The sequence below is a fragment of the Thermoflavifilum thermophilum genome (assembly GCF_900116565.1).
In the GTDB taxonomy this organism is placed as follows: Bacteria; Bacteroidota; Bacteroidia; order Chitinophagales; family Chitinophagaceae; genus Thermoflavifilum; species Thermoflavifilum thermophilum.
Genome location: NZ_FPCJ01000001.1, coordinates 2,564,878 through 2,579,582, shown reverse-complemented (window position 1 = coordinate 2,579,582; position 14,705 = coordinate 2,564,878). Strand labels below are relative to the sequence as shown.

Below are 14,705 nucleotides of genomic sequence, written 5' to 3'. Positions count from 1 at the left end.
TGGCATTGGGTTTGATTGAATGAAAAATGCATTCGCTTCCTTTTCAGATGGTTATTCCATGGTTTAACCCTAAAAAAGGAGGTGCCTATGTCACTGGTGAAACGTTCAAATGGTGGTTTTTGGAGTGACTTCCCTTCCTTGTTTAATGATTTCTGGACTCGGGATTGGTTTGACTGGGCTTTGGGTAATTTCTCTGCTACCGGTACCACTGTCCCGGCAGTGAATATCATTGAAACACGCGACAGCTTTGAAGTAGAAATGGCTGCTCCGGGTATGGACAAAAAAGATTTCAAAGTGGAGCTGGATGGCAACCTGCTCACCATCTCATCCGAAAAGAAAGATGAACGGGAGCTAAAGGAAGGTGAAAATTATACCCGGAGAGAATTCAGCTATCAATCCTTCCGTCGCACCTTTACCCTGCCCAAGGACGTGGTAGAGGTAGATCAGATCAAAGCCTACTATAAAGATGGCATACTGCATCTGACCATCCCGAAGAAAGAAGAAGCCAAACAAAAACCACCGAAAATGATCGAAATAGCCTGATTTTCGATAAACCGGCCTATCAGGGCCGGTTTTTTTATGGCATTTGCTCCTGCAAATCGAATATTTTATGCCCCAAAACCCACTTTTCACCCTGCGTTGCAAACGGCAATCGCTGCTGAAATGTATCCATCAGCTTTTCCCAGGCCTGAACCGTTGGGTTGGCTTCATCCATTTCCCGTTTTTGGGAAAAAGAAAAATTTTCATTGACTTCCATGATCATGCACAGCCGGTTGCCTGCACGGTAAATCTCCATCTGTACAATACCCGCATCGCGGATGCTGTGCAGAACTTCCGGCCATACCTGACGATGATAGGCTTCATAACGGGCAATTTTTTCCGGATCATCCTGCAAATCCAGAAACAAACAATATCGCTGCTGAACATGTCCTTGCATAAGTTTTACGATTGAATGGATCAAATAAGATTTTTAAAATAACAAAAACTACCCGGTGAAAAATAAACAAGAAATTCAAAATTTGGCATTATATTTAGAAATGAAATACAAGCCTGTGTACAATGGCTTTTGCTGACCAATAATACCCCAAAATCATGAGCTATGTTTAAAATATTCTATCCCAATCAGGATGAACTTATTGTAACCAGTATTCCCTTCCGAGCATACGCAGGTACTGGTTTGCTGCTGATGATGGGTGCCTTGTTAGTCGTTTTTGCCAGTCAATTGCATCCGGTAATAAAGCCTCTGGGGCTTGTGTTCATCATTTGTGCCCTATGGCTTGCTTGCCTGGGTATTCATAGAAAAGAATTGATTGTCAAACGCAATCTGCAAGTGATATACTACATCCGGAAAAATTTATTTCAGCGTAAAATCAAAAGATATTATTTCTATGAAATCCGCCGTTTCTTTGTACATACTCCGCATCAGTCAAAAGCAAAACAGCAAATCAAAAAAACTTACCAGGTATTGATGCAGAAAGTATCAGGCAGGTACAAGGTATTGTTCCATGAGCGGAATTTGCTGCGTGCCCAGCGTGCCGTTCACTTGCTGGAAGATTATATCAGGATGGCCTGAGCCTGGCTGCAGCCAGTAATTGCTCATGCAGTTGCAATACCTGCGGAATCACAGCATTTTGTTCGTCATTATAAATCACATCATCGGCCAATCGGACAGCAATTTCAGGAGAAATTTGTTGCTGCATACGTCGCTTGACTTCATCTACCGGTACATGATCTCGTTGCATCACGCGATGGATGCGTAATGCAGCAGGCGCATATACGACAATGATTCGATCCAGATAATGAAAGGCATGTGTTTCAAACAATAAGGCAGCTTCTTTCATGGCATAAGGCGCATGTTGCCGTTCCATCCATTGCTCAGCATCGCGAATGGTGGCTGGATGGATGATGGCATTCAGTTGCTCCAAAAGCTGTTTATCCTGAAATACCCGACTGGCTATGAATTTGCGATTCAACGTACCATTTGGCAAATAGGCATCATCACCCAGCAAAGCTTTTATCTGGCGGATGATTTCCGGATCACTGTGCATCAATCTACGAGCAGCTTCATCGGCATAGTAAACAGGAACTCCCAGTAGCTCAAAAATGCGGGCAACTGTGGTTTTTCCGGAACCAATACCTCCTGTGATACCCACCTTTAGCATCGGTAGATGCAATAAGTTTATTTTTCGTCGGGCATAACCAATCAGGTAAAAAACAACAGCTATCTGCCCAAGCAATGATATTTATTTCTGTGCTGCACCGCTGCGTTTCTGCATTTCCTGGGTATATTCCATGGAAACAGCAGAACGCTCAATAGTCATATATGTGCTGGGAGCAATTTCAATCTGCAAGGTATTGTCGTCGTTGATTTTATTGACCCGCCCGTGAATACCTGCAATGGTTACAATCTTGTCTCCAACCTTAATGCTATCGCTGAATTGTTTTTGTAGTTTGGCTTTTTTTGCCTGAGGCCTGATTAAAAATAACCACATGACCAGAATAATGGCCAGCATAAAAATCAGGCTAAAAGAGGGATTGGCCTGTCCGTTTTGTCCTACCATGAGAATTGTGGATAAGAATTGCATGTGCATAAAAGTTTTAGGGATGAAAAATAATTGGCTATGGTTGAATGATACGTGCTTTCAAATACAATGATTGCTTTGCGGGATGAGCATTGCTAACAATGGTTATTTGTTTGGTTTGTTCCCCTGTCTGGCCGGCAGAATGATAGTGTATCACGATATGTCCCTGCTGGCCAGGATGAACAGGTGCGGAGGGAACATCCGCAACCGTACAGCCGCATGACGGAATCACCTGCTGAATCTGCAGATCCGCATTACCTGTGTTTTTAAAAGTAAAAGTATGTGTCACTTCAGCACCTTCTTTTATAGTTCCAAGATCGGCCAATGTATCCTCCCAGAAAATTGTAGCCTGACCCTGCTGTTGATTGGTTGCCTGCGGCGCGCTGGCTGGTGAACCACAGGCCACCCACATGCCCGTAAATCCTACCATCAGCATTCGGATGTACGCATGCATGGGCGCAAATGTATAAAATTCATCAGTTAATTCCGTGCTTGATCGGTTTTCTGAATTTTTTCCTGCGCCTCCAGGTCTTTCAAAATATTATCCAGAATACCATTCACAAACTGACCGCTTTGGGGCGTGCTATAAGCTTTTGCAATATCAATGTATTCGTTGATGGTTACTTTGGTAGGAATGGTCGGGAAATATAAAAATTCACAAATAGCCATGATCATCAGAATCATATCAATCACGGCAATCCGTTCCGGATCCCAATGTTCCAGTTTGGGTGCAATCAGATCCCTGCAGTATGATTTTTTTTCATAGGCAGTAAACAATAACTCTGCTGCATATTCCCTTTTTTCTTCGGGTACAATGGAATGAAAATCAATGCCTGTAGGTTTCTGGAAGAAATTATTGATCAGCACACTCATCATATCCCGATCATCGGGCCAATGTGGAAAATTATCTTCCATGTGCTGATCAAATTCTTCATTTTTCATCATCAACTCATGAAAAATATAAGACAATATTTCTTTCTCTTCTTTTTCATCGCGCTCAGCAGCAATGATGTAAAAACGATATACATCCAGTTCAATCAATTGATGATAAATCTTTTTCACCAGATCCATGTCAATCACATGCTCCAGCAACGCTTTTTTCTTTTTCTGTTGAAACACCGGATGTTCCTGCAAATATTTCACCCATTTGTTATCCGCAATTTTGGTGTTTACATTCAGATCTTCCGGAGTCGGGAGGAGTTTTGAAGCCCGGATTTGGGCATCCGTACGGGCATAACTGGCTACTTCGGTAAGGAAATAAAGCAAATAAGTATAGATAGCTTCGGTCTGATCCAAATGCGGGTCAATCAATCGACGGGCATCCTCCAAACTGGCAAGAGGCGATTCTGCTGTCTCAAGAGCATATAATATTTGCATGACCTTAACCCGGATGTTTCTTCTGCTGATCATTATTCCACCCACTGAATGAACGCACAAAGATAATGATCTCCTTGCTTGCGAAAGCAGTAAGTTGTGATTTTAAAATTAAGCTGCTTACCTGACAATGTTGCTGAAAAAACTGACATTGCCCGGCTCTCAAGTGGAAGCCTTATTCTGAAAAGCTGCAAAATTGACTGAAATCAGGAGATGGCATAATTCTCGATAAGGGAGGGCACAGAACATTATTCCTGACTTTGTAAAAATTTCAAACCTATGGCAAACAAGTTGAACATCACACCACTCGCCGACCGGGTGATTGTCAAACCCGCTCCCGCAGAAGAAAAAACAAAGGGAGGTATCATTATCCCCGACACCGCTAAGGAAAAACCACAGAAAGGAACTGTTGTGGCTGCCGGTCCGGGTAAAAAAGATGAACCTACCACAGTAAAACCCGGTGACACGGTCTTGTACGGCAAGTATGCAGGCACAGAAATCAGCTTTGACGGAGAAGACTATCTGATCATGCGTGAATCAGATATCTTAGCCATTGTGCCTGAATAAGTGTGGATGTTTTCTGTTATACTATTATTCATCTTTTCAAAAAAAATCAATCAACTATGGCAAAGCAATTGTTCTTCGACACCGAAGCACGCAACAGGATGAAAAAGGGTATTGATACCCTTGCAAATGCAGTAAAAGTTACCCTGGGTCCTAAAGGCCGCAATGTGGTGCTGGAAAAGAAATATGGCGCTCCCAGCGTTACCAAGGACGGGGTTACCGTAGCTAAAGAAATCGAATTGGAAGATCCCATCGAAAATATGGGTGCCCAGATGGTAAAAGAAGTGGCATCCAAAACATCCGATATCGCCGGTGATGGTACCACAACCGCTACTGTGCTGGCTCAGGCCCTGATTACCGAAGGCATGAAAGTAGTAGCCGCCGGTGCCAACCCGATGGACGTAAAAAGAGGGATTGACAAGGCTGTGAAAGCAGTGGTAGAACATCTGAAAAAACAATCTGAAAAAATCGGTACCGATTCCAAGAAAATCGAACAAGTGGCTACCATCTCGGCCAACAATGATCCCACCATTGGCGCTCTGATTGCAGAAGCTATGCAAAAAGTTAGCAAAGATGGTGTGATCACCGTAGAAGAAGCCAAAGGTACCGATACCTATGTGGATGTCGTGGAAGGAATGCAGTTTGACCGCGGTTACCTCTCACCTTACTTCGTGACCAACAGCGAAAAAATGGAAGCTGTGCTGGAAAATCCCTACATCCTGATCCACGACAAGAAGATCAGCACCATGAAGGATATCCTGCACATTCTCGAAAGAATTGCCCAGCAGGGTGCTCCATTGCTGATCATCGCTGAAGATGTGGAAGGCGAAGCCCTGGCTACCCTGGTGGTGAACAAACTGCGTGGTACACTGAAAGTATGCGCTGTTAAAGCTCCTGGCTTCGGCGACCGTCGCAAGGAAATGTTGCAGGATATTGCTATCCTCACCGGTGGCATAGTTATCAGCGAAGAACAAGGTTATAAACTTGAAAATGCAGATCTTACCTACCTGGGTCGCGCCGAATCCGTAACCGTTGATAAAGACAATACCACCATTGTAGGCGGTAAAGGCAAGAAGAGCGATATCCAGGCCCGTATCAACCAGATCAAAGCCCAGATTGAAACCACCACTTCTGACTACGATAAGGAAAAACTCCAGGAACGCCTGGCCAAACTGAGCGGCGGTGTAGCCGTGTTGTATGTGGGTGCAGCTACGGAAGTGGAAATGAAAGAAAAGAAAGATCGGGTAGATGATGCCCTCCATGCTACAAGAGCCGCTGTAGAAGAAGGTATCGTTCCGGGTGGTGGCGTAGCTTACATCCGTGCTCTGGAAGCTCTTGAAAAACTTCAGGGCGACAATGACGACGAAACCACAGGTATCAACATCGTAAAACGCGCTATTGAAGAACCCCTCCGCCAGATTGCCAATAACGCCGGCTGGGAAGGTTCCATCGTAGTGCAAAAAGTAAAAGACGGACAGGGTGATTTCGGATTCAATGCCCGCACCGAAGAATTTGAAAAACTCATGTCGGCCGGTGTCATTGATCCCACCAAAGTTACCCGCATCGCCCTCGAAAACGCTGCTTCCATTGCCGGTATGTTGCTCACTACCGAATGCGTGGTTGCAGATAAACCCGAACCCAAGCAGAATACTCCTGCTCCTGCAGGTGGCATGGGCGGTATGGATTATTAATAGAAAAAATTCTCCACCAAAAGCCGCTTCAATTGTCGAAGCGGCTTTTTTATTGGCCCCAGGAAAAAGATACTGACAAGCGGCAAATGGCGAATAAGCATGTACTTATTTCGAAGCTTATTGTAATTTTTACGCAAAGTTTCTTTTTATTTGCTGTATATTGGAAGAAAATTACCCATGCCACCCCCTGTACAACGCCCGCATCTTGGTTTCAGGCAGATCTGGAATATGAGTGTAGGCTTTTTTGGGATACAAATAGGCTTTGCACTCCAGAATGCCAATGCCAGCCGCATTTTTCAGACACTGGGCGCCTCTATTGACCACATTCCAATACTCTGGATTGCTGCACCTGTTACAGGACTTTTGGTTCAACCAATCATCGGATACCTGAGTGACCGCACCTGGCACAGGTTCTGGGGCAGGCGGCGGCCATATTTTTTTGTAGGTTCTTTGTTAGCCGCGCTGGCGCTGGTGCTGATGCCCAACAGCAGGGCCGTGTGGCAGGCCGCTGTTATGTTGTGGCTGATGGATGCTTCTATCAACATCACAATGGAGCCTTTCCGGGCATTTGTGGGCGATCAGTTGCCTTCCTCCCAGCGCACGCTGGGTTTTGCCATGCAAACTTTTTTCATTGGGCTGGGTGCCGTGCTGGGCTCGCAGTTTCCCTATCTGATGACACATGTGCTGCATGTGAGCAATGCCGTACATCACCATATCCCGCTTTCCGTGAAATATGCCTTTTATCTGGGCGCAGCCTGCTTTTTTGCAGCCGTCAGCTGGACAGTATTTACTACTCGTGAATATCCTCCGGATGATATGGAAGCATGGAAAACACGCAAACAACAAACCCGTGGATTATTTGCAAGCCTACGTGAAATAGGAAAAGGATTTGTGCAAATGCCCCGCACCATGTTGCAACTGGCCGTGGTACAATTTTTTACCTGGATTGCATTTTTTGCATTATGGATTTATACCACTTCTGCAGTTGCGCAGCAGGTGTACCATACCACCGATGCCCAGTCACAGGCTTTTCAGGATGCAGGCGATTGGGTAGGAGTTTTATTTTCTGTGTATAACGGGGTCTCCGCATTTATGGCTTTTCTGCTGCCATGGATTGCCCGTACCGTGAAGCGCACCTATACCCATCTGATATGTTTGTTCATAGGCAGTGCCGGACTGATCAGCATTTATTTCATCCATCAGCAATGGCAGCTGATATGGCCCATGCTTGCCATAGGCCTGGCATGGGCTTCCACGCTTACCATGCCCTATGCTATTCTGGCCGGGGCATTGCCACCTGAAAAAATGGGTTTTTACATGGGCGTATTCAACTTTTTTATCGTCATTCCACAAATTCTGGCCGCTGTGTTGCTGGGATTTCTGATTCGATTTTTCTTCCATAATGAAAGCATATACGCCATGTTGATTGGCGGAGGATGTATGCTAATTGCAGCCTTGATGAACCTGATTGTATCAGATCGGGATGATCAGGTGAAAAAACCTTTTTCATCTTCCCAAAAAACAAAAACTGTTTTACAGGCAAACTCATAAATCAACAGGCATGAAAAAATGGATGTTGTCTTTATCTTCTGCGATTGCATTTGCTGGTACGCATCCCGCGATTGCCCAGACAAAGCAGATTTTTGACCATGTGTGTCCGGCATTCTGGTGGACCGGCATGAAATGGTCACGCGTGCAGATTTTGTTTCATGCACAGGAAAATCTTCGGCAGGCAAACATACAAACCCATTATCCCGGTGTAAAAATTATTCAGGTTCATCATGTGGAAAACCCGCATTATGTATTTGTGGATCTACAAATTGAACCCACTGCTAAACCCGGTGATATTCCTTTGCAAATTACATGGGATGACCAGCGCAGCTTTGTGTATCATTACCATCTGTATCCCCGCAATCCGGATGACGGCAAATCGAGAGCCTTAGGTGTAAACGCAGGTGATTTCATTTATCTGCTGATGCCCGATCGTTTTGCCAATGGGGATACTTCCAACGACCGAATAGCCGGCATGCTCGATCAATCATTGCAGCGGGATTCGCTTACAGCGCGCCATGGTGGCGACTTACAGGGCGTGATCAATCATCTGGATTATTTGAAAGATTTGGGTATTACAGCCATCTGGATGACACCTGTGCTGGAAAACAACGAAGCACATGCATCCTATCATGGATATGCATTCACCGACCACTATCGTGTGGATCCACGGCTGGGTGATAATGAACTGTACCGAACATTGGTGGAAAAAGCCCATCAAATGGGGTTGAAAATAATTCAGGACATTGTACTAAATCATGTGGGTGAACAACATTGGTTTGTGCGCGATATGCCTATGAAAGACTGGCTAAATCAATGGCCGCATTATACCAATACCACCTATCGCGAATCTCCTTTATTCGATCCCTATGCATCAAAATCAGATCAGAAGCAAATGAGTGATGGCTGGTTTACTCCTTTTATGCCTGATCTGAATCAACGCAATCCTTATGTGGCCAATTATCTCATTCAGAATGCCATCTGGTGGGTGGAATATGCAGGGGTGGATGCATATCGGATAGATACTTACATCTATTGTGATCTGAATTTTATGAACCGTTTCAATGCAGCTCTGTTGCGTGAATTTCCCCAGCTGCATTTATTTGGTGAAACTTGGGTGCATGGCGTATTGCCACAGGCTTATTTCACCAGAAATCATCTGGATATTCCTTTCAAATCCAACTTACCAGGTGTATGTGATTTTCAATGGTGCTTTGCTGTACAAAATGCTTTCACCCAAAAAAACGGATGGACATCGGGCATCATTGAACCTTATCTGACCCTTGCACAGGACTTTGTGTATCAGGATCCCATGAAGAATGTGATATTTCTGGACAATCATGATATGAGCCGCATTTATGCTGTGGTGGGGCAGGATATCCGAAAATATGAATCAGCCTTTACCTTGTTGCTCACCTCACGCGGAATTCCGCAAATGTATTATGGTGATGAAATTTTGATGAAAGGCATATCAGCACCCGACGGACTGGTAAGAAAAGACTTTCCAGGCGGATGGCCAAACGATACAGTCAATAAGTTTACCGAGAGCGGAAGATCGGATACCGAAAACATGGCTTTTCATTTCATACAGAATTTGGCTCATTTTCGCCAGCAAAGTGAAGCACTTCGTTTTGGCAAACTCATGCAATATGTGCCGCAGGCAAATGTGTATGTGTATTTCCGCTATACATCACATGAAACTGTTATGATAGCTATCAACGGCAATGATGACGAGGTTTCCGTTTCCACGAAGCGTTTTGCTGAACGTATGCAGGGATACCAACATGCCTATGATGTGTTGAACCGAGAAACGATTGAAGATATCTCACAATTTCATCTGCCACCTTATGCCTCATTGGTATGGCAACTAAAACCATAAAACGCAGTTAATCATGGATAAACCTTTTTTTCAGGCTTGTATTTTTGATCTGGATGGAGTACTGGTCAACACAGCGCATTATCATTTTCTGTCATGGAAACAAATCACAAACCGCTGGAAAGTAACATTTACAGAACAGGATAATGAATCATTAAAAGGATTAAGCCGGGAAGATTCCCTTTCCCGATTGTTGGATATGACCGGTAAACAACTTACACCTGCAGAGCGGGAACAAACATTGATTGAAAAAAATGAATTATTTCGGCAATATCTGACACAAATGACACCAGACGATGTTTTGCCGGGAGTAACAGCTTGCCTCAGGTTTCTGAAAGAAAATCACATTCGCCTTGCAGTAGCCTCATCCAGTAAAAATGCAAGAATGGTTTTGCAAAAAACAGAACTCATCCCCTGGTTTGATGTCATTGTGGATGGTACAGAAATCAAAAAAGCCAAACCCGATCCGGAAGTGTTTCTCAAAGCAGCTACCCGGCTGCATATACAACCTTGTCAGGCCATTGTATTTGAAGATGCCAAAGCAGGTGTGGAAGCTGCACTTGCGGGTGGTTTCTATTGCGTAGGTGTAGGGCAGGCAGATATATTGCAACAGGCACATTTGATTATTCCTGATTTTGCTTCTGTTTCTCCGTCTGATTTGTGGATATCATTATCTGGTTTATCTGCGAATGTTAACTATTAAATCAACCGGTTATGAAGCGTTTTGTGAAAGCAGACCCTTGGAGAATTATTCAGGAAGGATTTGATCCTGCGCAACAATTGGTGGCAGAAAGCTTGTTCAGCATCGGAAATGGCAGGATGGGTCAACGCGGCAATTTTGAGGAAAAATATTCAGGTCCTTCATTGCAGGGGCATTATGTAGGAGGTATCTATTATCCCGACAGAACCAAAGTAGGATGGTGGAAAAACGGATATCCTGAATATTTCGCGAAAGTGTTGAATGCGCCTTCCTGGATTCAGATTTTGTGGAGTGTGGATGGGGAAGACGTAGATCTGTACAGCGCGAAAGCTGTTCCTGTTTTTTACCGGGAACTGAATATGCATGAGGGTTATTTGAAACGAAGCTGCATCATTGAATTAAAAAATGGCAAACAATTGCAGATTGACAGCTTGCGCTTCTGCAGCATGACCCGGCACGAGGCCGGCGTGATTCAATATGCCATTACACCATTAAACTTTTCAGGAAACATTCAGCTCTGCCTGCCTGTGGATGCACACGTGCAAAATGCAGATGCCAATTACAGGGAAAAATTCTGGGAACATGTACACAGCGAAACATCAGCATCTTCTGCTTTCGTGGTAGCACGAACCAAAAAATCGGGTTTTGTGGTAAGCACCGGCATTCATGCCCGGATTTTATTACACAAACAAATTTTGCCTGTTTCATTTGAGCATGTATCCGATGAAAAATATGCAGCCCTGCAGGCAATGCTGCCAGTGAAGCAAGGCAATACGTATGTAATAGAAAAATATGCAGCTGTGCTTTCTTCGTTGAATCATCAGCCATCGTGTATATTAACATCTACACAAAACCAGCTGCAAACATTTGTGCAGATAGGCTTTGATCAGCTGCTTGCAGAACAGAAAAATTACTGGGCTGAAAAATGGCAAACCATGGATGTGCAGATTGAGGGTGATGTTGAGGCACAACAGGGCATCCGGTTCAATATTTTTCAGTTGCATCAAACTTATACAGGCGATGATGAAAGACTGAATATTGGACCCAAAGGATTCACTGGCGAAAAATATGGAGGCGCCACATACTGGGATACGGAGGCTTACTGCCTGCCTTTTTATCTGGCTACGGCAGGGCAACAGGTTGCACGCAATTTGTTGCTTTACCGCTATCGTCATTTACCTAAAGCCATTGAAAATGCTCGTAAACTGGGATTTGGCAAGGGGGCTGCCCTTTATCCGATGGTAACCATGAATGGTGAAGAATGCCATAATGAATGGGAAATCACATTTGAAGAAATTCATCGCAACGGCGCCATTGCTTATGCAATATGGAATTATGTCAATTATACGGGCGATGAAGCCTATCTGATTGATTACGGACTGGAAGTACTCATTGCGATTGCTCGTTTCTGGGCTCAGCGTGTAAATTGGAGTGAACCCAAGCAAAAATATGTGATCCTGGGCGTAACAGGCCCCAATGAATATGAAAACAATGTAAACAACAACTGGTACACCAACTATATTGCCTGCTGGTGCATGGAATATGCTGAAACAGCAATCCAATATGTAAAACAACAAGCTCCGCAAAAATTTGCATCTTTATGTGCACAGCTTGAGTTTGATGAAGAAAATGAGATTTCGGCCTGGAGACATATCCGGCAACACATGTATCTCCCTGAGGAACCTTCCTCAGGTATTCTGCTGCAGCAGGAAGGATATCTGGATAAAGAACAGCAGCTGGTAAGTGATTTGTCGCCCGATGATCTGCCTTTGTACAAACACTGGAGCTGGGATCGCATCCTGCGTTCCTGTTTCATCAAGCAGGCTGATGTATTGCAAGGGATTTATTTTTTTGAAGATCGTTTTTCGACAGAACAAATCCGCAGGAACTTTTATTTCTACGAGCCCCGCACGGTGCATGAATCATCGCTTTCACCCTGCATACATAGCATTCTCGCTGCCAAAATAGGGGATGAACAGAAAGCTTATGAGCTTTACCTGCGAACAGCGCGACTCGATTTAGACGATTATAACAAAGACACCGCCGATGGTTGCCATATCACCAGCATGGCAGGCACGTGGTTAAGCATTGTACAAGGTTTTGCGGGCATGCGGGTGAGGAGAGGAGCGCTGCATTTCAGGCCTTTTATTCCCAGCCGCTGGCAGGCATATGAATTTCGTTTTCAATTCCGCGGAAATTGGCTGCGGGTGCGGGTCAGCCATAAGGAAATTTTGATTGAAAATCATGGGAATAAACCGCTGGAAGTGTTTATATTTGATGAACCACACCGGATTGATGAACAACATCGGGTGTGCGTGCAACGAACTTAATGGCTAAACATGGCTTCCATACCCACTTCCGCGGCACAACCGGCTCAGGTGCTGCCGGCATCGCTCCTCACTGATTTTGATATTTCGCTGTTTCAAGCCGGCAAGCACTATCGTTTGTATCAAAAACTGGGATGCCATCTTGATACCTACGAAAACCAGCCCGGTGCATATTTTGCCGTCTGGGCTCCCTATGCGGAACAGGTTTCAGTCATTGGCACGTTCAACGATTGGCAAGCTGGTGCACATCTGCTTTTTCCGCGTTGGGATCAGTCGGGCATCTGGGAAGGATTCATTCCGGGAGTAAAAGCCGGCGATCTGTACAAATACCTGATTCGTTCACGCGATGGGGAAGTATTTTACAAAGGCGATCCCTATGCTTTTCACTGGGAAACAAGGCCGAAAACAGCATCCATCGCCTGGCCGCTGGATTATGCATGGCATGATCAGGAATGGATGCAACACCGCCAACAATACAATGATCTGAAAAGTCCTTTTTCCGTTTATGAAGTACACCTCGGCTCCTGGCGCCGACCCGACCCCAATAACCATGAACTGTTTTATTCCTATCGCCAGATTGCCGATCAACTGGTGCCCTATGTGAAAGAAATGGGATTTACCCATGTGGAACTGATGCCTGTGATGGAGCACCCCTTTGACGGTTCATGGGGCTATCAGATTACCGGTTATTTTGCGCCCACATCCCGATATGGCACTCCGCAGGATTTCATGTACATGATCGATCAGTTTCATCAGGCCGGCATCGGTGTAATCCTCGACTGGGTGCCTTCGCATTTCCCGGGCGATGCGCATGGCCTGTTCCGCTTCGATGGCTCTCATGTCTATGAATATGCTGATATGCGCAAGGGTTTTCAAAAAGACTGGAACAGCTATATTTTTAATTATGCCCGCAATGAAGTGCGATCATTCTTGCTCAGCAATGCCGTGTATTGGCTGGATCAATATCATGCAGATGGATTGCGCGTAGATGCTGTGGCTTCTATGATTTACCTGGATTATTCCCGCAAACAGGGCGAATGGATACCCAACGATCGGGGCGGAAGAGAAAACCTGGAAGCTATCTCATTGCTTCAGGAACTGAACACCATTGTGTATGAACAATATCCGGATACCCAAACCATTGCCGAAGAATCCACCGCTTTTTATGGCGTGTCAAAACCGGTTTATCTGGGTGGTTTGGGATTTGGCATGAAATGGATGATGGGATGGATGAACGATACGCTGGAATATTTCAAAACAGATCCTTATTTCCGTCAATTTCATCATGATCAGCTTACTTTTAGCCTCATTTATGCATTCAGTGAAAACTTCATGCTGCCGCTTTCACACGATGAAGTAGTACACGGCAAATCGCCCTTGATTTACAAGATGCCTGGCGACGACTGGCAAAAATTTGCCAACCTGCGCTTGCTGTATGCCTATATGTTCACCCATCCTGGCACCAAATTATTGTTTATGGGCAATGAAATAGCTCAAACATCGGAATGGAATTTTAAACGTGAACTCGACTGGTATCTGTTGCAATACCAGCCGCATCAGGGTATGCAGCAACTCATCAAACAATTGAATGCATTGTACCGAAGTCAAACAGCCCTGCATGAAACACAGTTTATGCCCATCGGCTTTGAATGGATTGATATCGGCGACCGTCAGCACAGCATTTTTATTTATTCCCGACATGAAATCAATGGATATCGCAAGTTGTTGATTGCCCTGAATATGACACCCGTACCCAGGATGAATTATCAAATAGGTATGCCGGAAAACAGCAGCTGGCGTGAAATCCTGAATACCGATCATCCCGATTTCGGGGGAAGTGGCGTACTGAATCCAGGCACCCATCAAACCCAACCACAACCCTGCAAAGGCAAGCCCTATCAACTTACCATTCATTTGCCTCCGCTGGGTGCTGTGATCATGGAAAAAATTGCTTAATATTTAACCGGCAGACCATTTATCAAAACAATGATTAAGTAACTGAGATGATCATGTACACACCAGACACAGATGCAGTATATT

14 protein-coding genes are annotated in these 14,705 nt (G+C 44.7%); 9 read left to right on the top strand and 5 right to left on the bottom strand.

The annotated features are described in order from the left end of the window. Nucleotides 1–87: 87 nt before the first annotated feature. Nucleotides 88–543, top strand: a complete 456-nt coding sequence (locus BM367_RS10950; RefSeq protein ID WP_092461039.1) for an Hsp20/alpha crystallin family protein — start codon at nt 88–90, stop codon at nt 541–543. Between the two features lie 34 nt (nt 544–577). Here BM367_RS10950 and BM367_RS10945 read toward each other — a convergent pair whose 3' ends face one another. Beyond that, entirely contained in the window at nt 578–937 is a 360-nt protein-coding gene (locus BM367_RS10945) for an L-rhamnose mutarotase (RefSeq protein ID WP_092460460.1), read from the bottom strand. Between the two features lie 162 nt (nt 938–1,099). Between BM367_RS10945 and BM367_RS10940 the strand changes: the two genes are divergently transcribed. Continuing rightward, nucleotides 1,100–1,573, top strand: coding sequence for a hypothetical protein (locus tag BM367_RS10940; protein ID WP_092460458.1), 474 nt, complete (start codon nt 1,100–1,102; stop codon nt 1,571–1,573). Here BM367_RS10940 and coaE read toward each other — a convergent pair. The 4 genes from coaE to nusB all read right to left on the bottom strand — a co-directional run bounded on the left by coaE (nt 1,560) and on the right by nusB (nt 3,959). After that, entirely contained in the window at nt 1,560–2,162 is a 603-nt protein-coding gene (gene coaE / locus BM367_RS10935; protein WP_092460456.1) for a dephospho-CoA kinase, read from the bottom strand. The genes BM367_RS10940 and coaE overlap by 14 nt on opposite strands. Nucleotides 2,163–2,243: 81 nt before the next feature. After that, nucleotides 2,244–2,585 carry a preprotein translocase subunit YajC gene (gene yajC, locus BM367_RS10930; protein ID WP_245759970.1) on the bottom strand — a complete coding sequence of 114 codons (342 nt, stop codon included), beginning with the start codon at nt 2,583–2,585 and terminating at the stop codon, nt 2,244–2,246. A gap of 34 nt (nt 2,586–2,619) precedes the next feature. Then, complete coding sequence (locus tag BM367_RS10925) at nt 2,620–3,036, bottom strand: DUF1573 domain-containing protein (RefSeq protein ID WP_092460453.1); 417 nt, start codon at nt 3,034–3,036, stop codon at nt 2,620–2,622. A gap of 26 nt (nt 3,037–3,062) precedes the next feature. Next, nucleotides 3,063–3,959, bottom strand: a complete 897-nt coding sequence (gene nusB, locus BM367_RS10920; protein WP_245759969.1) for a transcription antitermination factor NusB — start codon at nt 3,957–3,959, stop codon at nt 3,063–3,065. A gap of 276 nt (nt 3,960–4,235) precedes the next feature. Here nusB and BM367_RS10915 point away from each other — a divergent pair, with 276 nt between their 5' ends. The 7 genes from BM367_RS10915 to glgB all read left to right on the top strand — a co-directional run bounded on the left by BM367_RS10915 (nt 4,236) and on the right by glgB (nt 14,621). Beyond that, nucleotides 4,236–4,523 carry a co-chaperone GroES gene (locus BM367_RS10915; RefSeq protein ID WP_092460449.1) on the top strand — a complete coding sequence of 96 codons (288 nt, stop codon included), beginning with the start codon at nt 4,236–4,238 and terminating at the stop codon, nt 4,521–4,523. A gap of 56 nt (nt 4,524–4,579) precedes the next feature. Continuing rightward, nucleotides 4,580–6,211, top strand: coding sequence for a chaperonin GroEL (groL, locus tag BM367_RS10910; protein WP_092460448.1), 1,632 nt, complete (start codon nt 4,580–4,582; stop codon nt 6,209–6,211). Between the two features lie 177 nt (nt 6,212–6,388). Next, on the top strand, nt 6,389–7,762 hold the full coding sequence (locus tag BM367_RS10905) for an MFS transporter (protein ID WP_222842626.1): 1,374 nt from the start codon (nt 6,389–6,391) through the stop codon (nt 7,760–7,762). Between the two features lie 10 nt (nt 7,763–7,772). Further along, nucleotides 7,773–9,641 (top strand): glycoside hydrolase family 13 protein, encoded by a 1,869-nt coding sequence (locus BM367_RS10900; RefSeq protein ID WP_092460446.1) that lies wholly within the window; start codon nt 7,773–7,775, stop codon nt 9,639–9,641. 13 nt (nt 9,642–9,654) lie between these two features. Beyond that, nucleotides 9,655–10,341 (top strand): beta-phosphoglucomutase, encoded by a 687-nt coding sequence (pgmB, locus tag BM367_RS10895; protein WP_092460444.1) that lies wholly within the window; start codon nt 9,655–9,657, stop codon nt 10,339–10,341. Nucleotides 10,342–10,352: 11 nt separating this feature from the next. Further along, nucleotides 10,353–12,668, top strand: coding sequence for a family 65 glycosyl hydrolase domain-containing protein (locus BM367_RS10890; protein ID WP_092460442.1), 2,316 nt, complete (start codon nt 10,353–10,355; stop codon nt 12,666–12,668). Nucleotides 12,669–12,677: 9 nt separating this feature from the next. Next, nucleotides 12,678–14,621, top strand: coding sequence for a 1,4-alpha-glucan branching protein GlgB (gene glgB / locus BM367_RS10885; RefSeq protein WP_092460440.1), 1,944 nt, complete (start codon nt 12,678–12,680; stop codon nt 14,619–14,621). The last annotated feature ends 84 nt before the right edge of the window (nt 14,622–14,705 follow it).

What these genes read in the sequence shown, in the direction of transcription:
- BM367_RS10950 (WP_092461039.1), top strand. Translation starts at nt 88, where the DNA reads ATGTCACTGGTGAAACGTTCAAATGGTGGTTTTTGGAGTGACTTCCCT.
- coaE (WP_092460456.1), bottom strand. Translation starts at nt 2,162, where the DNA reads ATGCTAAAGGTGGGTATCACAGGAGGTATTGGTTCCGGAAAAACCACA.
- BM367_RS10940 (WP_092460458.1), top strand. Translation starts at nt 1,100, where the DNA reads ATGTTTAAAATATTCTATCCCAATCAGGATGAACTTATTGTAACCAGT.
- yajC (WP_245759970.1), bottom strand. Translation starts at nt 2,585, where the DNA reads ATGCAATTCTTATCCACAATTCTCATGGTAGGACAAAACGGACAGGCC.
- groL (WP_092460448.1), top strand. Translation starts at nt 4,580, where the DNA reads ATGGCAAAGCAATTGTTCTTCGACACCGAAGCACGCAACAGGATGAAA.
- pgmB (WP_092460444.1), top strand. Translation starts at nt 9,655, where the DNA reads ATGGATAAACCTTTTTTTCAGGCTTGTATTTTTGATCTGGATGGAGTA.
- nusB (WP_245759969.1), bottom strand. Translation starts at nt 3,959, where the DNA reads ATGCAAATATTATATGCTCTTGAGACAGCAGAATCGCCTCTTGCCAGT.
- BM367_RS10905 (WP_222842626.1), top strand. Translation starts at nt 6,389, where the DNA reads ATGCCACCCCCTGTACAACGCCCGCATCTTGGTTTCAGGCAGATCTGG.
- BM367_RS10890 (WP_092460442.1), top strand. Translation starts at nt 10,353, where the DNA reads ATGAAGCGTTTTGTGAAAGCAGACCCTTGGAGAATTATTCAGGAAGGA.
- glgB (WP_092460440.1), top strand. Translation starts at nt 12,678, where the DNA reads ATGGCTTCCATACCCACTTCCGCGGCACAACCGGCTCAGGTGCTGCCG.
- BM367_RS10945 (WP_092460460.1), bottom strand. Translation starts at nt 937, where the DNA reads ATGCAAGGACATGTTCAGCAGCGATATTGTTTGTTTCTGGATTTGCAG.
- BM367_RS10900 (WP_092460446.1), top strand. Translation starts at nt 7,773, where the DNA reads ATGAAAAAATGGATGTTGTCTTTATCTTCTGCGATTGCATTTGCTGGT.
- BM367_RS10925 (WP_092460453.1), bottom strand. Translation starts at nt 3,036, where the DNA reads ATGCATGCGTACATCCGAATGCTGATGGTAGGATTTACGGGCATGTGG.
- BM367_RS10915 (WP_092460449.1), top strand. Translation starts at nt 4,236, where the DNA reads ATGGCAAACAAGTTGAACATCACACCACTCGCCGACCGGGTGATTGTC.